Origin of the sequence: Prosthecobacter sp., assembly GCF_044226605.1 — a bacterium.
Taxonomy (GTDB): domain Bacteria; phylum Verrucomicrobiota; class Verrucomicrobiia; order Verrucomicrobiales; family Verrucomicrobiaceae; genus Prosthecobacter.
The window spans coordinates 58,451-78,879 of sequence record NZ_JBGAGS010000013.1 but is presented as its reverse complement, the minus strand read 5'-3'; the positions used below and the strand labels follow the sequence as shown (position 1 = coordinate 78,879).

The window sequence follows — 20,429 nt, the reverse complement described above, 5'->3', positions numbered from 1 at the left end:
GGGATGCCCGCGGCACCTTACACATTGAAGCGCCATTCCACGACGTCTCCGTCGCGCATGACGTACTCTTTGCCTTCAATGCGCCACTTGCCCTTCTCCTTCGCTTTCGCGTTGGAGCCGAGTTCCACGAGGTCGTTGAAGTGCACGATTTCGCCGGCGATGAAGCCGCGCTCGAAGTCGCCGTGAATGACGCCCGCAGCCTGCGGAGCCTTCATGCCCTTGGTGATGGTCCAGGCGCGCGTTTCCTTCTCACCAGTGGTCAGGTAGGTCTGCAGGCCCAGCAAATCGTAGGCTCCTTTGATCAGACGTGACACACCGCTGTCCGTGACACCAATGTCCGCCAGGTAGGCCTTCGCCTCTTCATCGCTCAGGTCGGTCAGTTCGCTTTCGATGGCGGCGCTGACGACCACGGCGGTGGCCTCATGCGCATGGCGCACGTATTCGCGCACCTTGCCCACGAAAGGGTGGTTGTCCGGATCCGTGGATGCAGCGGCCAGTTCATTCTCGGCCACGTTGCAGGCAAAGATGCAGGGCTTGGAGGTGATGAGGAAGAAGGTCTTCATCAGCTTGCGCTCATCATCCGTGCATTCCAGCGTCACGGCAGGCTTGCCCGCGTCAAAGTGGGGGATGAGCTTTTCACAGAGGGCAAGTTCGGCCTTTGCGTCCTTTTCGCCTCTTTTGGCATTCTTTTCGGCCTTGTCCTTGCGGCGCTGCACAGCGTCCATGTCGGCAAGGATGAGCTCGGTATTGATCACCTCGATGTCGGTCACCGGATCAATCGCGCCGCTGACGTGGGTGATGTCCCCGTTTTCAAAGCAGCGCACCACATGCACGATGGCGTCCACCTCGCGGATGTGGCTGAGGAACTTGTTCCCGAGCCCTTCGCCCTGGGCAGCCCCTTTCACCAGACCGGCGATGTCCACGAACTCAATCGCGGCAGGCACCAGCTTCTGGGAGCCGGAAAGCTTCGAAAGAACGGCAAGCCGCTCGTCCGGCACGGTCACCACGCCGGTGTTCGGCTCGATGGTGCAGAAAGGATAGTTGGCCGCCTCCGCCTTGCGGGTGCGGGTGACAGCATTAAAAAGGGTGGATTTGCCAACGTTGGGAAGGCCTACAATACCGGCTCTGAGCATAAGGGCGGCGAGATTAGGGCGGAATGAGAAATGAGCAAGGCGACGTTGCGCCTTATCCGCACATCGGCGAGAATGCGCGCCCTTTTTCCGCCCTCCATGTCTTTTGAACTCCTCACCACCGATTCTGCCTCCCACGCCCGCCGTGGCAGGCTGACGACGCCCCATGGCGTGGTGGAGACTCCGGTTTTCATGCCTGTGGGCACTCAGGGTACGGTGAAGGCCATGCACCCGGACGAGTTGAAGGCGCTCAATTCCCAGATCATCCTGGGAAACACCTACCACCTCTTTGTACGCCCTGGCATGGAGATCATGAAGGAGGCGGGCGGCCTGCACGCCTTTGCCAACTGGGACCGCCCCATTTTGACGGACAGCGGCGGCTTCCAAGTCTTCTCCCTGGCGAAACTGCGCAAGATCAAAGAAGAGGGCTGCCATTTCCAAAACCACCTCGACGGCACTCCCATGTTCATCGGCCCGGAGACCTCCATGGAGATCCAGGCCACCCTCGGCTCGGACATCGCCATGCTCTTCGACGAGTGCACCCCCTACCCCTGCGAGGCCAGGGACGCCGAAAAGAGCCTGGACCTGACCCTCCGCTGGGCCAAACGCTGCCGTACCTGGATCGACGAACACCGCCCCCAGACCGGCGGCGGTGCGCAGCAGCACTTCGGTATTGTACAAGGCAGTGTCTATAAAGAGCTGCGCGAAAAGTCCGCCCGCGAACTGGTGTCCATGGGTTTTGACGGCTACGCCATCGGTGGCCTCAGCGTGGGAGAGCCGGAGGAGGACATGATGCGCATCGCCGAATGGACCACCCCGCACCTCCCGGCCAATCAGGCCCGCTACGCCATGGGCCTGGGCACCCCGCCGCAGGTCATCGAGCTGATCGCCCGGGGAATCGACATGTTTGACTGCGTGCTGCCCACCCGCCTGGCACGAAACGGCACCGCCTTCACCCACGAGGGCATGATGAACCTGCGTAACGCCTGCTACGCCAGGGATTTCCGCCCCATCTCCGAAGACACCCACCCCCTCTGCCAGGGCTTTTCCCGGGCCTACATCCGCCATTTAGTCCAGGCTCAGGAGATTCTGGGTTTGCGGTTGATTTCTCTGCATAACCTGCATTTCTACGCGTCCCTCACGTCCAGGGCACGTCAAGCGATCGAACAGGGTTGTTTTTCTGAGTTCCGGGCAGAGGTCGTCGCGAAATACAAGTCCCACTCTGCAGCCTCCGAATCATGATGTTCATCTCTCTCACCCATTCCCCCATGCTGGCCCAGGCCGGAGATGGCAGTCCGCTCGGCAATCCCATGATCATGATGATCCTGATGTTCGTCATGATGTACTTCGTGGCCATCCGTCCGGGACAGAAGCGCATGAAGGAGCATCAGAAGCTCATCGCCAGCGTCGCCGTGGACGACCACGTCATCATGGAGAGCGGCGTGCACGGCATCATCACCAGCATCAAGGACCGCACCGTCATGGTCAAGATCGCTGACAACGTCAAAGTCCAGTTTGAGCGCGCCAAGATCGCCGCTGTGACGAAAAAGTCTGATGTCGTCGAAGCGACGCCCGCCTGAGTTTAATCCGCCCCGTTTTCCCAACCATCCGCCAACCTGTCCATGAATCCCTTCGCCACCTTCCTTGTCGGTGCCTCCATTTTGATGATGCTGCTCGTCTATGTCGGCACCGCCGTGCATAAGACCAAGCGGCTGGTGGGCACATTGCTTGTCGCCGTCACCGCCATCGCCTCCATTTACACGGTGGAAGTCATGAAACTCAAGCTGGGCATCGACCTTCAGGGCGGCAGCGAGTTCATCGTCCAGCTTTCCCCCGGCAAGAATGATGACGGCACGCCCAAACCGGTGACCAGCAACGACGTCCAGCAGGCCATCGGCATTCTGGAGCGACGCCTCAATCCTGATGCTTCCAAGGACCTCACCATGCAGCCTGAAGGCGGTGACCGCATCGTGATTCAGATGCCCGGCATCACGGAAGATGAGATCAAGGAGGTGCGCACCAAGATTCAGACCGTCGCCCACCTCGAATTCCGCCGTGTGCATCCGGACAGCCAGGCCAAGCTGGAGCAGATCCGGGCTCGTGGCGGCATCAAGGAGCCAGGCTGGGTGGAAATGAAGTATACCCCCGCCAAAGACAGCACCGCCCCCGTCCGCTCCGAACTCGTGCGCGATACAGCGGACATTGAAGGAAAATACGTCTCCAGCGCCTTCCGCACTGTCGACGCCCAGGGCAACAAAGTGGCGCTGCAGTTCAACAGCGCCGGCGCCAAGCTTTTTGATGACCTCGCCTCCATCCATTACATGAAGGAGATGGCCATCATCGTGGACGGCCAGATCCACTCCGCCCCCACCCTGAAGGCCCGGCAGTATGGCGGCCGTGCGGAAATCTCCGGTGGCAGCGCCGCTGGCTTCACCCAGCAGGAAGCCGACTCCCTGGCCACCCTGCTGAGCAATCCGCTGCAGAATCCGATGAACATCCTTTCGGAAAGCTCGGTGTCCTCGGCCTACGGCCAGTCCTCCATCGACCAGGGCAAGTGGATCGGCATCGCGGCCCTGATCATCACCACCTGCTTCATGATGTTCATCTACCGACTCGCCGGCCTCGTGGCCATCGTCGGTCTCGTCATCAACATCGCCATCCTCTTCGGATCCATGGCCCTCTTCGGCTTCACGCTCACGATGCCAGGTATCGCGGGTGTGGTGCTGACCATCGGCATGGCGGTGGACGCCAACGTGCTGATCTACGAACGACTGCGTGAGGAAATGGAGGCTGGCAAGACCCTCGTCGGCGCCCTGGAGGCGGCGTATGAGAAGGCCTTCTCCGCCATTGCTGACTCCAACATCACCACGCTTATCTCCGCCGTGATCCTGTTCGTCATCTCGGGCGGTCTCGTCAAAGGCTTCGCCGTCACCCTCATGGTCGGTTTGATCTCCTCCATGGTCGGCGCCCTCATCGTCACCCGCGTCATCTTCATGTGGGTCGTGGACAAGGGCATCCTTCACAAGATCCACACCACCAAGATCATTCCCGACAAGGTTTTCGACATCCTTTCCTCGGCGCCGAAGTTCATCATCGCCTCGCTCGTCGTCACCGCCATCTCCTTCGCCACTCTGGCCATCAAGGGCAAAGAAAGCTTCGGCATCGACTTCCGCGGCGGCAGCCGCGTGGACGTGACGCTCGTCAAGGGCAAGAACATTGCCGACAGCGAGTTTGACGCTGTGCTCAAAGGCCTCAAGCAGGAGGACGGCAAAACAGATATCGGCACCTATTACCCCCAGCGCAAGACGGACGCCAGCGGCGCCACGAACATCAGCATCCGTTGCGAGGAAAAGAGCGGCACGGTCATTCAGAACGCCATCAACAACCATTGGAAGAGCGACACCGTGCTGGGCACCAGCATCGCAACCGTCGGTTCCGTCATCGGCTCCGAACTCGCCTACCAGTCCATGTGGGCCATGTTCGCCGCCCTGATCGCGATCTTCCTCTACCTGCTTCTGCGCTACGAAGTGGCCTTCGCGCTGGGCGCCATCATCGCTCTCTTCCATGACGTGCTCATGGTGCCGGGCCTGTGCGTGCTCTTCGGCCAGGAGCTCAGCGTCATCCACGTGGGCGCGCTGCTCACCATCGCCGGTTACTCCATCAATGACACCATCGTCGTGTTTGACCGTATCCGTGAGACCATCCAGAAAGGCAGCGGCGGCAGCATGCGCGAGATGATGAACGAGGCCATCTGCAAGACCCTCTCCCGTACGCTCCTCACCGGCCCGACAGCCCTCGCGCCCATGATCGTGCTCCTCTTCCTCGGCAATCCTGCCATGCTCGAGTTCGCCATGCCGATCACCATCGGCGTGCTGCTCGGCACCTACTCCTCCATCTTCATCGCCTCCCCGCTCGTGCTGTGGTATGCGAAGAAGACCGGCACCAGCCTCAAGCGCCAGGTGCTCGATGCGCAGATCGAACAGATGAAGGCCGAACAGGCCATCGCCGCAGCGGCCGCGGCTTCAGGCGGCAAGAAGTAAATTCGGTCCTTCTGCCACGCCAGCGGAACACTCTTTCAGCCCAGTTGCCCCCGCAACTGGGCTGATTTTTTTGCGGCCTTGGGAAACGCCGGGTGACGGGCGGGTCGGGATGCGCTGCGCGCGTCCCTGGAATCCTCGTCCCAGCGCCAGCTTCGGCCTCATGGCTCTGCCTCTTGCTAAAAACGCTCGCCTCACAGATCGCCGCGCTGGCCCTGCCGGGGGGGCTTCCATGACAAGCTGAAATCGGGTTCAACCGTGACCGTAAATGGGCACAAAAAGGGGCGGCCTCGCAGCCGCCCCTCAAGGAGATGAGATGGTATCGATCAACCGACCGTTCAGTTGCCGGCAGGCGGCGGATTCACCGGCTCCGCAGGCTTCACTTCGACCGGCGGGGAGGCCGGAGTTCCAGGAGGTGCGCCCAGAGGAGGAGTCACGCCAGGAGGCGTCGTGCCGGCCGGAGGGGCCACCACTCCGCCCTTGGGTCCGTTGGGATCATCCGGCGCCAGCGAGGTGGCCGCTGCGGCTGCGGCTGCTGCTTCGCCCGCTTTTTGTTTCGCCGCTGCCAGCTTCGCCGCATTCGCCTTGGCCTTGTCAGCAGACTGCTTGAGGTAGGTCTGGTAATCAGGTCCGTTCCCGGTCACCGTCACCGGCGTGCCCACCGCAGTGTGCTCAAAGAGGATCGGCGCCATCTTGGACGGCAGGCGGATGCAGCCATGCGATGCCCGCCGCCCGGGCTTCGGAATCGGCCCGATGTGCATGCCCACACCGTCGCCCGTGAGGCGCATGAAGTACGTCATCTTGGCAGGTTCAAAGCGGCCGCCTTCCGGCAGCAGATCGCGCCCCTGCTTGAAGTCCGAGTTCACCAGCTTGCCATTTTTGTCGAAGCCTTTGCCGTAGAGGTTAGAGACCTTGTCCTTCACCTTCTCCAGAATTTTGAAGTCGCCGGTGGGCGTTGGAAAGCTGGGAATGCCGCTGGCAAAATAAGTCCAGCCCACGATGTCCTTGCCGCTGTAGAGCGTGGCACGCTGCACGTCCACGTTGACGATCATGCGCGTGATGGGCCGCTTCCCGCCTGTCCATTCACCGGGATATTTCCAGACTTCTCTTACCGCTTCTGGCGGGGGAGCCGGGGGCTTTTTGCGAAACGACTGGCAGGAGGCCAGCAGCACCGTGCCGAGCAAAAAACTGGCACGCATCAAGGACAGGGAGATTTTGAATTTCACAGTGTCGGTACATTACGAGGCCTGTTTCACGCCCTCAAGTACCAGCGGGAACAATATTTTTAACAAAGATCGAACACTTCTGCCGGATGCGAAATAAGGACGTCCGCCCCGCATTCCCGCAGCTCCTCTTCGCTTCGAAATCCCCAGCGCACACCCACCGCGCGCATGCCGCTGTTCTTGGCAAACTGCATGTCGATGCCCGAATCCCCTACGTACGCCATCTCCTCGGTCTTCAGACCCAGAAAGGCCGCCATCTCATGCGCGCCTGCCGCATCCGGCTTGCGCGGCACCTCGGCCCGCTGGCCCAGGATGTGATCAAACACCGCCGCGCTAAAGAAATGCTCCGTCATCGGCACAGTAAATCGATGAGCCTTGTTTGAAATCACCCCGAGCTTCACGTCACGCTTTTTCAGCTCGGCCAGCATTTCCACGATGCCCTCATACGGCCGCGTTTGTTCCTGCCAGATCAGGTCATACTGCGCGCGATACTCTTCCGTGCAGACCTTGATCAACTCCTCGCTGCGCACCGCCGGCGGCAGCGCCCTCTCCACCAGCTTCTCCATGCCGTCTCCCACCATCTGCTTGAACACCTCCTTCTCACAGCGCGGGTAGCCCCGGGCATCCAGCATGCGGTTGATCGACTCTGCGATGTCCGCGAGCGAGTCAATCAGAGTGCCGTCGAGGTCGAAAATAAAAGCTTTGAGCGTGGGCATGGTCCCACCTCCATGCCGCGAAATGAGCCCGCGATCAACTTGCCAGCGCGCCCAATGCAGCGAAAAGCTCCCATGCTCACCGACTACCACACGCACACGCCCCTTTGCCTGCATGCCGAGGGCAATCCCGTGGACTACGCCCGTCACGCCCAGAGCATCGGCCTCGCGGAGATCGGTCTCTCCGACCACAACCCCATGCCGGAGATCTATGACAACTGGCGCATGCCCCTCTCCGATCTCCCACGTTACTTCGAACTCGTGAACGAAGCCCGCTCCGCCCTGCCAGACTTCCCCATTCGTCTCGCCCTCGAATGCGACCACCTCGAAGGCTATCAAAAGTGGATCGATGAAACCGCAGCGATGGCCGAATGGGACTACCTCATCGGCAGCGTGCATTACATCCACGACGGCATCGCCGTGGATGACCCCAAGCACGTCTCCCGCTGGAAAACCGCCTCCGATATCGAGCACATGTGGGGCATGTACTGGAAGCTTTACGAGCAGATGATCCGCACCAAGCAGTTTGATTTCCACGCGCACCCGGACCTCGCCAAACGCTTCGGCCTGCGCCCCGAAGGCGATCTGCGCCACTACTACGAACCCGTCATCCAGGCCCTCGTGGACACCGGCGGCATCCTAGAAGTCAGCACCGCCGGCCTGCGCAAAGATGTGCGCGAGATCTACCCCGCCCGCGAAATGCTCGAGATGGCATTCTCAGCCAACGTGCCCATCGTCATCAACTCCGACGCCCACCTCCCCACCGATGTCGGTGTGGATTTCAACAAAGCCCTCGATCTCGTCCGCAGCGTTGGTTACACCACCACCGTGCGCTTTGAAAAACGTCAGCACAAAATCGTTCCCCTTCCAGAAAGGTGGCCGCTATGATCCTCCAAGCCCGCCAGCACCGCATCGAGTTCCCCCGCCGCCCGTTGGTGATGGGGATCGTCAACATCAACGACGACTCCTTCTGCGGAGACGGCACCCTGGACCCCACGCTGGCACTGGCCCAGGCGAAGCAGCAGCTTCAGGATGGCGCAGACATCATCGACATCGGCGCGGAAAGCGCCCGCACCAACCGCGAAGCCATCAGCGTGCCGGAGGAAATCGACCGCCTGCTGCCCTTCATCGAGAAGTGGCCTGAACTCGGCGCACGCTTCAATGCCCCGCTGCTTTCCATCAATACCTGGCGTAGCGACGTCATCGCCGAGGTGCTGCCCCATGGCGGCGACCTCATCAACGACATCAGCGGCCTTCCTGACGCGTTCAATGCCAAGCTCTGCGCCGAGCACAACGCGGGACTGCTCATCATGCACAGCATCGGTCAGCCCAAAGTGCCGCACACACACGTGCAGTATGAGAACATCATGGACACGCTGGATCATTTCTTTGAGCAGCGCCTCGTCCTGGCGGAAAGCGTCGGCCTGCCGCGCGAAAACATCATGCTCGATCCCGGCATCGACTTTGCCAAGCAGAAGGACGACAATCTCACCATCTATCGCGAGCTCAAACGCCTCCACCGCTTTGAGCGCCCCATCCTTCTCCCGGTTTCACGCAAGACCGTGATTGGAGATGTCCTCGGCATTCCCGCCCTTCAGCGCGACCCCGCCACCCAGGCCTGCATCGCCGCCGGCATGACCCGCGGCGCCCAAATCTTCCGCGTCCACAACGTCAAAGCCGCCGTCCAAACCGTGAAGATGCTGTGGGCCGTGGAAAGTACTCGCGAGCTTTAGCTCGTTCTGGAAAAGCGCACACGCATCCCCCAGACCAGCTCATCGCCAATCAGCCACATTGGGAACCGAAGCGTAGCGTAGGTAGACAGCAGTATGCTGCCCCGAAGGGGTGAGCGATAGCGAGCCGAACGAAGTGAGACAGACGACTGAAAGGAGCCCGTAGGGTGAGCACAGCGAATCAATCAATGCGGTCGCGCAGGAAGGTGCGAACGCAGCCACCGCTTTCCGCAGGCCGGAAAGCTCTCGAACGTCACAAGACATTCGAGAGCATCCAAAAATTCCCAGTGCTGAAAATCAAGCAGCGCCGTCTTCTTTCGAAGCTTCCTCTTGCGATGACTCCGCCAGCTTCTCTTCAGCAGCCTCCGCCAGAGCTTCCTCCGCGATCGATTCCTCCACAGGGGGACTCGTCAACGCGGGTTCGGCTTCTTTGGCGGGTGCTTCTGGAGGAGCTTCAGCCTTCACAGGTTCTTCCGCCTGCGGATTTGCCAGTGCTACCTGGGCCTCTTCGGCCATCAGCTCCTCCGCCATTGACTCCTCCACCGGAGCCACGTCAGCTGGCGGCTCCGCCAGCTCTTCTTCCACTTCGGCCGCCGTTTCAGCATGCGCCTCAGTTGCAGGGGCGACCGCTTCCGCACCCTCCCCAGCCTCCGCTTTCCCCTTGGCAGGACCTTCCTTCTTCGCCGCCGCAGGTTCGCCCTGCACGCCGAGAAACACCATGCCGTCGCTATACTCAATGACGTAGCCTTCATTGGCCAGCCAGCGGATGTCCTTGATGACTGCGATCTGCTCCTCCGTCGGATGCTTCGGCGCATTCGGATCCGTTCCTTCCGGCGCTTCAGGCGAAGGCACGATCGACTCCACCAGCTTCTGCATTGGCAGGCCATGGCTCACCTTGAGCTTTTCCACGATCTGCGCGAGGCGGTCAGAGAACACCATGCCCGGCTCGATGGCACGCGGCTTCACACGGCAGACGAACTGCTTGCCCGCGCGGCGCTTGAAGAGCTTCATGCCGCGGCGTTCCAGACCAGCGCCCAGCTTCTGCGAAATTTCAAACAGATGCTTCCGCGCCGCATCCACCGACTGACGGAGCATGATGAAAAACACATGCGCCAGCTTCTGCTTGTCGATGTTGCCCGGCACCGTGGCGTCGCGCACTTCGATGACGGCATCATTGCCAAAGGTGCGGCGGAAATGCGCCTCCATGTCGGCACGTGAGCTGAGCGCCAGCGGCTCGCCGCCTTCCGGCACTTCGCCCTTCAGGCACACCCAGCGGCGGCCCTTGCTCATGTTTTCCTTCCACTTCGCCACCAGCTCTGGATTCGCTTCCACACGGATGCGGCGTTTGAAATCCTCCAGCGACATGTTGGAAAAACGCTCACGATGCAGGCGCATCACTCCCGTCTGATAGCTGTGATGGCTCGGCGGCCCGATGATTTCACCGCTCATGCCGCACACCGCCACCGAGGCAAACTCACCCTTCGGCGCTTCCAGCTCGATCTCTTCCACCCGATAAAACTCATCCAGCGCAGCACTGCGCAGCACATGATTGAGCGCTTCATCGCGTGAGAGGAAAAGACTGCCGTCCGCAGGCACATGATAAAAACCCGTGGGCCGCTCCTCAGCGCAGCGGAAGCGCACCATGAAACGGTCGCCACCGGCCAGCACGAGACGCGAGGCGTCAAACATGCTGAACGCATGCCCCGTCTGACGCACGTGCGCCGTCAGCGCGTCCACCGCCTTGTCCTCAGGGAAAATCGTCACCTGCACATCCTTCGGGATCTCCACCCACTCACGCTGCGGCGGGCCGCCACGATCACGATCGCCAAAGCGGCGCGGAGGTCCGCGGCGGTCATCACCATCACGGCGCTGGCCACCTTGGCCACCACCACCTGGGCGAAATCCTCCGCCACCAGGGGGACCATCACGACGCGGACCACCGCCAGGGCCGTCACGGCGCGGAGGCGGGCCACGGCGATCATCACGTCCGCCAAAGCCGCCGCCACCACCGCCACGGCGGTCATCACGGCCACCGCGCTGCGGGCGGTCTTCGGCATCGGCATAGCGTTGCTTGATCTTTTCTTCCTTGCCGAACTCGCCTACCCAAGCAGGCATCATTTTCAAATCGGAAAGGTCCACCAGACCGCTTTCGATCGGCGGCTGGGTTTCGGGGCTGGCTTCGGGTTCGGTCATACGTTTCAGGCTGGAAGGGGCCGGGACTATGCCTCGAATCGGATTTGTCGCCACTTTTGTTCGTGTGGCGTTTTCTTGTCTTGGCATTATGTGAACAAGTCCCATGCCAGCCGACCCCATCATTTTTTTCAACCGCCTCACCGGCCGTCTCGAAACGGAGGCGGTTTACGGGGACGGTTTTCTGCGCTTCACCTATGAAAACCCGCTCGGCGCCCTGCCCCTGCACGCCCTGGTGAAGCGGGCCGCCTTTTCCAAATGGTACGGCAGCCGCATGGACGCTCCCGCCAGCCGGGAAAAAGTCGCCCCCTTCCTGGCCACCTACGGCCTGGACACCAGCGAATTCGCCGACAGCCCAGACTCTTTCCGCACCTTCAACGAATTTTTTTACCGCAAGCTCAAGCCCCAGGCCCGCCCCATCGCCCCTGGAGACGACGTCATCACCTTCCCCGCAGACGGTCGCCACCTCGTGCTGCCAGACATCGCCGCCTGCACCGATTTCTTCATCAAAGGCACCCGCTTTGACCTCCCCGCCCTGCTGCGCGATGCCGCTCTCGCCGCGCGCTTTGCCCACGGCAGCATGCTCATCTCCCGCCTCTGCCCCGTGGACTACCACCGCTTTCACTTCCCCTGCGCAGGCACGCCCGGCCCCGCCCGCCCTGTCGATGGCCCTCTCTATTCCGTCAGCCCCATCGCCCTGCGCCGCCGCGCCAGCATTCACTGGGAAAACAAGCGCGAAATCACCCTCCTCCGCAACCCGGCCCTCGGCGATGTCCTCCTCCTCGAAGTCGGCGCCACCTGCGTCGGCTCCATCGTCCAAACTTACACGCCTGACACCCCCGTCGAAAAAGGCGCTGAAAAAGGCTACTTCCGCTTCGGCGGCTCCTGCTTCATCACCATCTTCGAACCCGGCAAAATCCGCTTCTCCGACGACCTCCTCGAACACAGCCGCGCAGGCCGCGAAGTCTATGCCCGCATGGGCGACATCGCTGCCAACGCATGCACATAGTTCAGCGCCCCTTCGGAGGATAGCCGTCCCGGCTGTCCATGGTTGATGGGCCTCCGGCCCGTCCTACGTGCTTGAAGCCCGCACCCGAGAATCTCACGCCCTCGGATGAAACCTCCGATGCACCTCCTTCAGCCGCGCCTGATCCACATGGGTATAAATCTGCGTCGTCGAAATGTCCGCATGCCCCAGCATCTCCTGGATCACCCTTAAATCCGCCCCGTTGTTCAGCAGATGCGTGGCAAAACTGTGCCGCAGCAGATGCGGGTGCACCCGCGCAGCACCCAGCCCGCACAGCGCCGCACGCTCCTTCACAATCTGCTGGATGCGTGCCGTCGTCAGCTTCGTCCCGTTGCGTGAAATAAAAATGTGGCTCTGCGTCTTCGGCCCCACCAGCTCCGGCCGCGCATGCCTCACATACGCCGTGATCGCCTCCCGCGCTGCGCCACCCACCGGCGAGAGCCGCGTCTTCGAGCCCTTCCCCGTCACGCGGATCCATCCTTCTTCGAGACTCAAATTTTCCAGTCGCGCATCCGCCAGCTCCGAAAGCCGCACCCCACTCGCATAAAACAGCTCCAGAATCGCCCGATCCCGCCGGTCCAGCGGCCCCGTGCCGTTCACCGATTCCACCAGTTTTCTCACATCCTGCTCGTTCAAAGAATCCGGCAGGTGCTTCTCCTGCCTAGGCGGCAAAATCGGGTCCGCAGGATCAGCCGCGATGTGCTTGCGCGCCGTCAGCCAGCGAAAAAAAATCTTCACCGCAATCAGCTCCACCCGCGCCGAAGACGCCGCGATCCCGTCTTTTTTCCGCTGCGCCAGATACCCCGCCACATGCTCCGTCGTCACCGCCCCCACGCTGGTGGAGTCGTGCTTCGTTTTAAACCAATCCGCAAACGCCTCCAGCACCCGGCGCACCAGGAGCTGATAGTTCGCGGACAGGCCGCGCTCGGTCGCCAGGTGGAGAATGAAGCCATCGATAAATTCCAGCATCTGCCACAGCATGGCACGAGTTTGCGCACCCCAAATGACAAAATTGTTGCCCTCTGGCATGGGGAACGGCAAAGATGCCCCATTATGGCCTCCTACAACAAAGTCATGCTCATCGGCAATCTGACCCGCGACCCCGAAGTGCGCTACACGCCCAAGGGCAGCGCCGTTTGCGACATCGGTCTCGCCGTGAACCGCGTGTACACCTCCGACAGCGGCGAAAAGGTGGAGGAAGTCACCTTCGTGGACGTCGTCCTTTGGGCCAAGATGGCCGAACTCGCCGGCAAATACCTGCACAAAGGCCGCCCCGTCTTCATCGAAGGCCGCCTGCAGATGGATTCCTGGGAGGACAAGCAGACCGGCCAGAAGCGCACCCGCATGCGCGTCGTCGGCGAGCAGATGCAATTCCTCGGCAGCCCCGGCGGCGACCGCAATCAAGGCGGTGGCGGTGGTGACGATGAAGGCGGCTACTCCGGTGGTGGCGGAGGAGGCGGCGGCGGCGGCTATTCTGGCGGCGGTGGAGGAGGTGGCGGCGGCGGTTACAATCGCCCGCAGCAGCGTCCTCAGCAGCGCCCATCCCCCCAGCAGCAGCGCCCCCAGCAGCGCCCCGCTCCGGCACCCCAGCCGCAGCACGACGACTTCGGTGAAGGCCCCATCACCGACGGCATGGAAGACGACGACATTCCGTTTTAAGATTTGAGCAGGTCTTTGCCCTGCTCTCTTGGAAGAGAACCTGCTGCCAGGCCGTTATCACCGGCCCCGTGAATCGTTATTTCTCCAGCTTTGTTTCTGCGCTCAGCGCCGTCGCTTTGTCGTCGGCCTCTGCCGCCGAAGCGGTGTCCTTCCGCAATGACGTGATGGCCGCCCTGTCCAAGGCCGGCTGCAACCTCGGCACCTGCCATGGCAATGCCACCGGCAAAGGCGGCTTCAAGCTCTCCCTCCGCGGCCAGGATCCCGACTTCGACTTCAAAGCACTCGCCCGCGATGCCTCCGGCCGCCGCGTGAACCTCTTCACTCCAGAACGCAGCCTCATCCTCATCAAAGGCGCCAATCAAATCGCCCACGAAGGCGGCAAAAAGCTCGATCCAAAAGCCTGGGAATACCAGGTGCTGCGAGACTGGATCTCCGCCGGCCTGCCACGCGATGACGGCACCGCCCCCAAGCTGACCAAACTCACCGTCACCCCCACCGAACTCGTTTTGGACGAGCCGCAGGACAAAGTGCAGATCAAAGTGCAGGCCACCTTTGCCGACGGCACTCAGCGCGACATCACAGATCGCGCCATCTACGAGCCACTGCAAAACGGCCTCGTCGAAGTCAGCCGCAGCGGCCTCGTAAAACGCCTCCAGTTTGGCGAGCCAGGCGTGCTCGTGCGCTACCTCAATCAATCCGTGCCCGTGCGCCTCACCTTTGTGAAAGCCAACCCGGCCTTCGCCTGGAGCAATCCGCAGCGCAGCAACCACATCGACGCCCACATCTTCGCCAAGCTCAAGACCCTGCGCATGAATCCCAGCGCGCTGTGCAGCGATGAAGTCTTCGCACGCCGCGCCTGGCTCGACCTCTGCGGCATGATCCCCCCCGCCGACGAAGCACGCGCCTTTGCCGCCGACACGCACCACGACAAACGCGCACGCCTGATCGACCGCCTCATGGTGCGCCCGGAGTTCGCCGACTACTGGACCCTGAAGTGGTCAGACGTTCTCAAGGTCGAATCCCGCACCCTCGACACCAAAGGACTGAAGGCCTTCCACGGCTGGATCCGTGACGGCATCGCCAGGAACCGTCCCATCAATGAAATGGTGCGCGCCATGCTGGCATCTCGTGGCAGCACCTACCACGAACCCGAAACCAACTTCTACCGCGCCAACCGCACCCCCGAACTCCGCGCCACCACCGCCGCGCAGGTGTTTCTCGGCACCCGCCTGCAATGCGCCCAGTGCCACAACCATCCCTTCGACCGCTGGACGCAGGACGACTACTACAACTGGTCCGCCGTCTTTGCCCAGGTGGACTACAAGCTCCTCGAAAACATCAAGCCCCGCGACAAAAGCGACAAGCACGAGTTCAACGGCGAGCAGGTCGTCTTCCTCAATGCCAAGCTGAACATCGAAAACCCACGCACCGGCGATGTGGCCAAAGCCCGCTTCCTCGGTGCCGACATGCCCAAGCTCGCCGAAAAGGAAGACGAGCTCCAGGCCGCCGCCGCGTGGCTCACCAGCCCGCAGCACCCCCTCTTCGCCAAAGCCCAGGCCAACCGCATCTGGTACCACCTCATGGGCCGCGGCCTCGTCGATCCCGTGGACGACATGCGCCTCACCAATCCCGCCAGCCATCCGCAGCTTCTCAATGAACTCGCGCAGGATCTCATCCGCAGCGGCTTCGATCTGCACCATCTCATCCGCACCATCATGCTGAGCCGCACCTACCAGCTCGACAGCACCCCAAACGACACCAACGCCGCCGATCTCCTCAACTACTCCCACCACCTGCCCCGCCGCCTCAGCGCCGAGCAACTCATCGATTCGCTTTACTCATCCCTTCGCGTCACCCCCGAGTTCAAAGACTGGAGCCGCGGCATGCGCGCCAGCCAGATCCCCGGCCCAGCCAATGGTCGCGGCAGTCCAGACCCCATGTCACCCGAAGCCTTCCTCGTTCAGTTCGGCCGCCCCAAGCGCGAGCTGGCCTGCGAATGCGAACGCGGCGCCGACACCTCCATTGGCCAGATCTTCCAGTTCATCAGCGGCCCCATCGTCAGCAGCGTCGTCTCCCAAAAATACAACCGCCTCTACCCCCTCCTCAAAGAACCCGACAACGCCGCCGTCACCCGCGATCTCTACTGGGCCCTCCTCACCCGCGCCCCCACCCCCGACGAAGCCAAAGTCATCGAATCCCTCCTCTCCTCCACCAAAGACCGCCGCCTCGCCCTCGAAGACATCACCTGGAGCCTCGTGAACGCGAAGGAGTTTTTGCTTTGCAGGTAACAGGCCCGCCTGTTTTTATGGGTTCATGACGGACGAACAAAAAGACCGGATCTACGAAGGAGTCCGACGCATGGTCATCTGGGATGAGCCCCGTGAAGACGTGTTTCATCGGCTGGAAGTCAACGGGATCGCAGAGGCGGAAGCACAGCAGATGTACGCCAAAGCCCGTGCCGAACGAATGGGGATGATCAGGTCCGACTCCATCAAGAAGGCGGCTCTCGGGTTTGGCCTGCTACTGCTCGCGGGTGCCTGCGGAGTATTTTTGTACATGGGGGCTGTTATTCGCCCTCTTCTGGTTTTAAACGCAGCCGCCACGGTGTTTGGCCTGTGGTTCTTCTCCAAAGGTTTGTTCTACTTCTTTTTTGCCCACACGAAGAATGGCTCGCTGGCTGATGACGACTGATCCTCTGCCAAGGATTCGCATCATCTCAAGCCTGGGCAATCCTATAGCTGCGTGCCGGTAAGAAATCTTTTCGAAAGCGCATAAAGAAGCCCTTCATTTTGGGATGTCCTGTCAACGCCCGTGAGTTTTTGCTTTGCAGGCAGGATGCGCTTCTGTTTGTACTCGCCAATGACAGAGGAACACAAAGAACGCATCTACGAAGGAGTCCGCCGCATGGTCTTCTCCGACGAACCGCGTGCCGATGTCTTGCACCGCATGGAGGTCAATGGCATTCCCGAGGCTGAGCGACAGCAGATGTATGACAAAGCGCGCGCTGAACGCATGTCGGTAATCAGGCATGCTGCGCTCAAACAGACGGCTGCCGGCCTGGCACTGATGCTCTGTGCCTTTGGCGTGTTTATAGGCGCCTTCAATTTCTTTGAGGTCGTTACGAGTGAGATTCTCGCCTTGTGCACCTTGATCGCCGCGCTTGGCATAGGTTTCTTTTCCGTGGGCCTGTATTTCCTCCTCTTCCCCCACAACAAAACGGGCTCGCTGGCGGACGACAAGTGAAGACTTCACCCGGTGGTCCATGCCCTTTAACGCATGACAAAACCACGCCTCCGTGGCATAGGACGGCATGAAAACATTCCGTCAAAACCTGCTGCTCCTGCTCGCTGCTGCCGCCCTGTCATCATGCACGGAGGGCAACCTCAGCCGCCTTCACAATGTGCGCACCGGCGCCATCGGCATCGGCCCCAGCGGAGAGTTTCCGCACGGTCATGCGCAGTCCAATGCCAGACCGGGGTCCGCTGAAGAACTCCGTGTGCACGCAGCCGTCCAGCGTGGTGTGGAGCGCGCCTTGGATGACAGCCGTGCCTTCAACTACGCCCCCTTCTCATCGATGAAGCAGGTGCCTTCCCACCTGAACCCCTTCAACGAACGTTCCGAGGTCAAAAAATTCGCCGCTGCCAACCGTCTCGGTGCTGTCGTCCGGGTTTGGGTCACTCCGAACTTCCACAGGCAGAGTGTCAGCGTCGGCTTCCTCGCCCATGTGCGCAGCGGCAAGGCTGTCGCCAGCGATCTCGCCACCGCGCCGGGCCCCGTCCCCCTGCTCAAAGATCCCACTGCTCGCGCCTCCCTTCCCACCTGGGAAAAGACCGCCTACGAGGCCACGAAGAAAGCGCTGGCCAAGGTGCGCGGCTAACGCCGTGCAATTGGCGTGAGAACGCATCGTCGCCCGACGTAGTGATGCGCTCTCATGAAACCAGTCATCCTCCTCGCCCTCTTCGTCAGCACCTCGCTGCTCGCCCAAACGGCCGCGCCCAAGGCGCCGACACCTGCCGCCAAACCTAAAGGCCCCACCGTCGCCGCCGATGCGCAGTGGAATGATGTAACCACGTGGGGCGTCGAGGGGCGTGGATGGGGAGACCAGGAGCGCAAGCGCTGGTTTGACCGCCTTCCAGCTAAGGCCGAAAAGACCGTCACCCCCGCCGTGTGGGGCCTCAGCCGCGACAGCGCCGGCATGATGGTGCGCTTCAAAACGGACGCCAAGGCCATCTTCTGCCGCTACGACCTCTCCAAGGCCAATCTGGCCATGCCAGCGATGCCTGCCACCGGCGTCAGCGGTCTCGATCTGTATGCTCGTGACGCCAAAGGTGAGTGGAAGTGGGTCACCTGCACGAAACCGGGCGCTCAGCATGTCGAAGCCGTGATGATCAGTGATCTCGCACCCGGCGAGCACGAATTCGCCGCCTACCTGCCGCTCTACAACGGCATCGAGAAACTCGAGATCGGCGTCCCAGCGGGTGCGAAATTCGAAGGCCTCAAGCCGCGTGAAAAGCCGGTCGTCTTCTACGGCACCTCCATCACTCATGGAGCCAATGCGTCCCGTCCCGGCATGGTGCACACCGCCATTCTTGGCCGCCATCTGGACCGCCCCGTCATCAACATCGGTTTCTCCGGCAATGGCCGCATGGACGCCGCCGTCGGCGATCTCATCAATGAACTCGACCCCTCCGTCATCGTGATCGACTGCCTGCCCAACATGGGCCCCGCCGACGTCACCGCTAAATGCGTGCCGCTGGTGAAGCAACTGCGCACCAAGCACACCACCATCCCCATCATCCTCGTCGAAGACCGCCGCTTCACGAACTCCTGGATCACCCCCGCCAAAGCCAAGTTCCACGATGACAACCACGCGGCCCTCAAGGCTGCCTACGAGCAGCTGAAGTCCGAAAAAGTCGCCAACCTCCACTACATCGGCGGAGACGCCCTCTACGGCACCGACGCCGAAGGCTCCAACGACGCCTCCCACGGCACCGACCTCGGCTTCCTCCGCCAGGCCGAAATCTTTGAGCCTGTGCTGCGCAAGGCGCTGAAGTAATTCACCTCACTCCGACCCCGGCGGTTCCAGCAATCGCCGGGGAAGGTCAGCTACTCTTTGCAGCTTTGTTGGAAGGCCTGCCTTTTCGAATCGAATCCAGCAAGGCATCATCAAGTGGGTAGCTAGGACTGTCCAGCGCCGCGAGCATGGCTGCTTCGAGTTCAGGAGATTCGTAGCCCCCTTCCTCGATCACCTCATCATAGCGTCTGTTCATCCAGTCGAAAAACTCCATGAAATTGTCCGGTGGCAGCGCACGAATCGCATCCTGAATTTGGGCAACCGTCATCATGATGGGAAGCTATGCATCACCAGACTCGGTGCAAGCGCGGCGGCATTTCACTTCCCGATCTTATACAGCGCCTTGTCCGTGCGGATGAACAGGGCGCTGCCATCGGCTATCGGGCTGGCCATGATGGGGCCGTCGAGGGTGTTTTGGGAGATGATTTTGAATTCCTTGGCGGCGTTTACAAGGGTCACAACGCCTTCGCGGCTGCAGAAGTAGAGTTTGCCGTCTGCGATAATCGGGGAGGCGCTGTATTTGCCGCCGATGCGTTCGCGATAGAAGGCTTCGCCGGTTTTGGTGTCCACGCAGCTGACGATGCCGCCGTCATCGACGTAGAAGAGAAGGCCGTTGTGAAGCACGGGGGAGCACATCTTGGGGGCGTTCTTGTTGTTACGCCAGGCTACCTCAGGGGTCTTCAGGCCGGCATATTTGAGGGCGACCATTGCTGACTTGCCGAAGGCAGTGCTGAAATAGATCTGCTGGTCATCGGCCACGGGCACGGTGGACATGGAGAAGCCGAGGTCGCCGTAGTGAACCTTCCACAATTCAGCGCCGGTTTGCGGGTCATAGCCATAGATGTTGTTGGCGGCGGAGCTGACGACCTGAGGCTTGCCGTTGATCGTCACGACCAGCGGGGTGCCGTAGGCTTTGCGCTGCTGGGGTCGGGGGTCCATGTCGCCGCTGCGGGGTGTTTTCCAGGCGAGCTTGCCGGTGTTTGTGTCAAAGGCTGCAATGAACTGCTGATCGCTGCCGTCAAAATGCGCGATAAGGCGGTCGCCGTGCAGAACGGCGGTGGAGCCGGGGCCGTTCTCGTGCATGACGTGCAGTTCCTCGTTTTTCCACAGGACCTTCAAAGTCTTCGTGTCGAGCGCCACGGTGCCGAAGGAACCGAAGTGGGCATACAGGCGCCCCGCTGCGAGCACGGGTGTGGGTGAGGCGTAGCTGTTGAGCTGATGGGCCCATTGAGGTTCCTTCACGTTAAGCAATTCCACGTCATGCAAGATCTTGCCACTGCTGCGGTCCAGGCACAGGGCGTGCAGACTTACCGAACCAAGAACGGTCAGCGGCTGGTCGCCCGTATTGGACTCGAGACGACGTTTGGCCTCTTCTGCCGTAGCCGGTTTTTCGATGGCGGTGGTAACCCAGATCTGCTCGCCCGACATGACGGGCGTCGAATGACCGCGGCCTGGCAGCTCTGTTCTCCACGCGACGTTGCTGGTCTCGCTCCAAGTTTCGGGGAGGCCGGAGGCGCTGGCCTGACCTTGGGCGGAAGGGCCGCGCCATTCGGGCCAGTCGCCAGCGTGGCAAACCGAAGCAAGCAGGAGAAGCGGGAGGAAAAGACGGGAATGCATGGGCGAGAAAAAACGTGGCGAGCGGCGAA

The 20,429-nt window shown here is 61.4% G+C and carries 19 protein-coding genes; 11 read left to right on the top strand and 8 right to left on the bottom strand.

Annotation, left to right across the window (positions count from 1 at the left end; all coding sequences use genetic code 11):
• Positions 1-17 precede the first annotated feature (17 nt).
• Positions 18-1,133: a redox-regulated ATPase YchF gene (ychF, locus tag ACILSO_RS18695; RefSeq protein WP_395738968.1), complete on the bottom strand. Its 1,116-nt coding sequence runs from the start codon at positions 1,131-1,133 to the stop codon at positions 18-20.
• Between the two features lie 72 nt (positions 1,134-1,205).
• Between ychF and tgt the strand changes: the two genes are divergently transcribed.
• Genes tgt through secD form a run of 3 tightly spaced genes read left to right on the top strand, consistent with a single transcriptional unit; the run spans position 1,206 to position 5,170 of the window.
• The gene (gene tgt / locus ACILSO_RS18690) at positions 1,206-2,372 is read left to right on the top strand and encodes a tRNA guanosine(34) transglycosylase Tgt (RefSeq protein ID WP_395738967.1); all 1,167 of its coding nucleotides are present in this window, start codon (positions 1,206-1,208) and stop codon (positions 2,370-2,372) included.
• A complete protein-coding gene (gene yajC / locus ACILSO_RS18685) occupies positions 2,369-2,710 on the top strand; it encodes a preprotein translocase subunit YajC (protein WP_395738966.1) in 342 nt (113 codons plus the stop codon). The genes tgt and yajC overlap by 4 nt, the downstream gene beginning before the upstream one ends.
• Before the next feature lie 42 nt (positions 2,711-2,752).
• A complete protein-coding gene (gene secD / locus ACILSO_RS18680; protein ID WP_395738965.1) occupies positions 2,753-5,170 on the top strand; it encodes a protein translocase subunit SecD in 2,418 nt (805 codons plus the stop codon).
• Positions 5,171-5,505: 335 nt separating this feature from the next.
• Here secD and ACILSO_RS18675 read toward each other — a convergent pair whose 3' ends face one another.
• Both ACILSO_RS18675 and ACILSO_RS18670 read right to left on the bottom strand, forming a co-directional pair.
• Positions 5,506-6,366, bottom strand: a complete 861-nt coding sequence (locus ACILSO_RS18675) for a L,D-transpeptidase family protein (RefSeq protein WP_395738964.1) — start codon at positions 6,364-6,366, stop codon at positions 5,506-5,508.
• An 86-nt stretch (positions 6,367-6,452) separates the two neighbouring features.
• The gene (locus ACILSO_RS18670; protein WP_395738963.1) at positions 6,453-7,106 is read right to left on the bottom strand and encodes an HAD family hydrolase; all 654 of its coding nucleotides are present in this window, start codon (positions 7,104-7,106) and stop codon (positions 6,453-6,455) included.
• A gap of 54 nt (positions 7,107-7,160) precedes the next feature.
• Between ACILSO_RS18670 and ACILSO_RS18665 the strand changes: the two genes are divergently transcribed.
• Complete coding sequence (locus tag ACILSO_RS18665; RefSeq protein ID WP_395738962.1) at positions 7,161-7,991, top strand: histidinol-phosphatase HisJ family protein; 831 nt, start codon at positions 7,161-7,163, stop codon at positions 7,989-7,991.
• A complete protein-coding gene (gene folP, locus ACILSO_RS18660) occupies positions 7,988-8,836 on the top strand; it encodes a dihydropteroate synthase (RefSeq protein ID WP_395738961.1) in 849 nt (282 codons plus the stop codon). Before ACILSO_RS18665 ends, folP begins: the two co-directional genes overlap by 4 nt.
• 294 nt (positions 8,837-9,130) lie before the next feature.
• Here the strand turns inward: folP and ACILSO_RS18655 are convergent, their stop codons facing one another.
• A complete protein-coding gene (locus ACILSO_RS18655) occupies positions 9,131-11,026 on the bottom strand; it encodes a hypothetical protein (RefSeq protein WP_395738960.1) in 1,896 nt (631 codons plus the stop codon).
• Between the two features lie 103 nt (positions 11,027-11,129).
• On the opposite strand from ACILSO_RS18655, the gene ACILSO_RS18650 reads away from it, so the two are divergent.
• Complete coding sequence (locus ACILSO_RS18650) at positions 11,130-12,032, top strand: phosphatidylserine decarboxylase (protein ID WP_395738959.1); 903 nt, start codon at positions 11,130-11,132, stop codon at positions 12,030-12,032.
• Between the two features lie 93 nt (positions 12,033-12,125).
• On the opposite strand, the gene ACILSO_RS18645 is transcribed toward ACILSO_RS18650, so the two are convergent.
• Complete coding sequence (locus ACILSO_RS18645; protein WP_395738958.1) at positions 12,126-13,079, bottom strand: site-specific tyrosine recombinase XerD; 954 nt, start codon at positions 13,077-13,079, stop codon at positions 12,126-12,128.
• Between the two features lie 24 nt (positions 13,080-13,103).
• Between ACILSO_RS18645 and ACILSO_RS18640 the strand changes: the two genes are divergently transcribed.
• The 3 genes from ACILSO_RS18640 to ACILSO_RS18630 all read left to right on the top strand — a co-directional run bounded on the left by ACILSO_RS18640 (position 13,104) and on the right by ACILSO_RS18630 (position 16,400).
• Positions 13,104-13,709: a single-stranded DNA-binding protein gene (locus ACILSO_RS18640; protein ID WP_395738957.1), complete on the top strand. Its 606-nt coding sequence runs from the start codon at positions 13,104-13,106 to the stop codon at positions 13,707-13,709.
• 68 nt (positions 13,710-13,777) lie between these two features.
• Complete coding sequence (locus tag ACILSO_RS18635; RefSeq protein ID WP_395738956.1) at positions 13,778-15,997, top strand: DUF1549 and DUF1553 domain-containing protein; 2,220 nt, start codon at positions 13,778-13,780, stop codon at positions 15,995-15,997.
• Positions 15,998-16,022: 25 nt separating this feature from the next.
• Complete coding sequence (locus ACILSO_RS18630) at positions 16,023-16,400, top strand: hypothetical protein (protein ID WP_395738955.1); 378 nt, start codon at positions 16,023-16,025, stop codon at positions 16,398-16,400.
• 111 nt (positions 16,401-16,511) lie between these two features.
• Here ACILSO_RS18630 and ACILSO_RS18625 read toward each other — a convergent pair whose 3' ends face one another.
• The gene (locus ACILSO_RS18625) at positions 16,512-17,021 is read right to left on the bottom strand and encodes a hypothetical protein (protein WP_395738954.1); all 510 of its coding nucleotides are present in this window, start codon (positions 17,019-17,021) and stop codon (positions 16,512-16,514) included.
• On the opposite strand from ACILSO_RS18625, the gene ACILSO_RS18620 reads away from it, so the two are divergent.
• Together ACILSO_RS18620 and ACILSO_RS18615 are read left to right on the top strand one after the other, a co-directional pair.
• Positions 17,020-17,586, top strand: a complete 567-nt coding sequence (locus ACILSO_RS18620) for a hypothetical protein (RefSeq protein WP_395738953.1) — start codon at positions 17,020-17,022, stop codon at positions 17,584-17,586. The two genes, ACILSO_RS18625 and ACILSO_RS18620, sit on opposite strands and share 2 nt — an antisense overlap.
• 54 nt (positions 17,587-17,640) lie before the next feature.
• Complete coding sequence (locus ACILSO_RS18615; RefSeq protein WP_395738952.1) at positions 17,641-18,765, top strand: SGNH/GDSL hydrolase family protein; 1,125 nt, start codon at positions 17,641-17,643, stop codon at positions 18,763-18,765.
• A 46-nt stretch (positions 18,766-18,811) separates the two neighbouring features.
• Here ACILSO_RS18615 and ACILSO_RS18610 read toward each other — a convergent pair whose 3' ends face one another.
• Positions 18,812-19,054 carry a hypothetical protein gene (locus tag ACILSO_RS18610; protein WP_395738951.1) on the bottom strand — a complete coding sequence of 81 codons (243 nt, stop codon included), beginning with the start codon at positions 19,052-19,054 and terminating at the stop codon, positions 18,812-18,814.
• A gap of 47 nt (positions 19,055-19,101) precedes the next feature.
• Complete coding sequence (locus tag ACILSO_RS18605) at positions 19,102-20,400, bottom strand: PQQ-binding-like beta-propeller repeat protein (protein WP_395738950.1); 1,299 nt, start codon at positions 20,398-20,400, stop codon at positions 19,102-19,104.
• Positions 20,401-20,429: the final 29 nt, after the last annotated feature.

Coding starts and splice junctions, on each gene's coding strand:
- ychF (WP_395738968.1), bottom strand. CDS start 1,133: ATGCTCAGAGCCGGTATTGTAGGCCTTCCCAACGTTGGCAAATCCACC.
- tgt (WP_395738967.1), top strand. CDS start 1,206: ATGCGCGCCCTTTTTCCGCCCTCCATGTCTTTTGAACTCCTCACCACC.
- yajC (WP_395738966.1), top strand. CDS start 2,369: ATGATGTTCATCTCTCTCACCCATTCCCCCATGCTGGCCCAGGCCGGA.
- secD (WP_395738965.1), top strand. CDS start 2,753: ATGAATCCCTTCGCCACCTTCCTTGTCGGTGCCTCCATTTTGATGATG.
- ACILSO_RS18675 (WP_395738964.1), bottom strand. CDS start 6,366: ATGCGTGCCAGTTTTTTGCTCGGCACGGTGCTGCTGGCCTCCTGCCAG.
- ACILSO_RS18670 (WP_395738963.1), bottom strand. CDS start 7,106: ATGCCCACGCTCAAAGCTTTTATTTTCGACCTCGACGGCACTCTGATT.
- ACILSO_RS18665 (WP_395738962.1), top strand. CDS start 7,161: ATGCAGCGAAAAGCTCCCATGCTCACCGACTACCACACGCACACGCCC.
- folP (WP_395738961.1), top strand. CDS start 7,988: ATGATCCTCCAAGCCCGCCAGCACCGCATCGAGTTCCCCCGCCGCCCG.
- ACILSO_RS18655 (WP_395738960.1), bottom strand. CDS start 11,026: ATGACCGAACCCGAAGCCAGCCCCGAAACCCAGCCGCCGATCGAAAGC.
- ACILSO_RS18650 (WP_395738959.1), top strand. CDS start 11,130: ATGCCAGCCGACCCCATCATTTTTTTCAACCGCCTCACCGGCCGTCTC.
- ACILSO_RS18645 (WP_395738958.1), bottom strand. CDS start 13,079: ATGCCAGAGGGCAACAATTTTGTCATTTGGGGTGCGCAAACTCGTGCC.
- ACILSO_RS18640 (WP_395738957.1), top strand. CDS start 13,104: ATGGCCTCCTACAACAAAGTCATGCTCATCGGCAATCTGACCCGCGAC.
- ACILSO_RS18630 (WP_395738955.1), top strand. CDS start 16,023: ATGACGGACGAACAAAAAGACCGGATCTACGAAGGAGTCCGACGCATG.
- ACILSO_RS18620 (WP_395738953.1), top strand. CDS start 17,020: ATGAAAACATTCCGTCAAAACCTGCTGCTCCTGCTCGCTGCTGCCGCC.
- ACILSO_RS18625 (WP_395738954.1), bottom strand. CDS start 17,021: ATGCCGTCCTATGCCACGGAGGCGTGGTTTTGTCATGCGTTAAAGGGC.
- ACILSO_RS18615 (WP_395738952.1), top strand. CDS start 17,641: ATGAAACCAGTCATCCTCCTCGCCCTCTTCGTCAGCACCTCGCTGCTC.
- ACILSO_RS18610 (WP_395738951.1), bottom strand. CDS start 19,054: ATGATGACGGTTGCCCAAATTCAGGATGCGATTCGTGCGCTGCCACCG.
- ACILSO_RS18605 (WP_395738950.1), bottom strand. CDS start 20,400: ATGCATTCCCGTCTTTTCCTCCCGCTTCTCCTGCTTGCTTCGGTTTGC.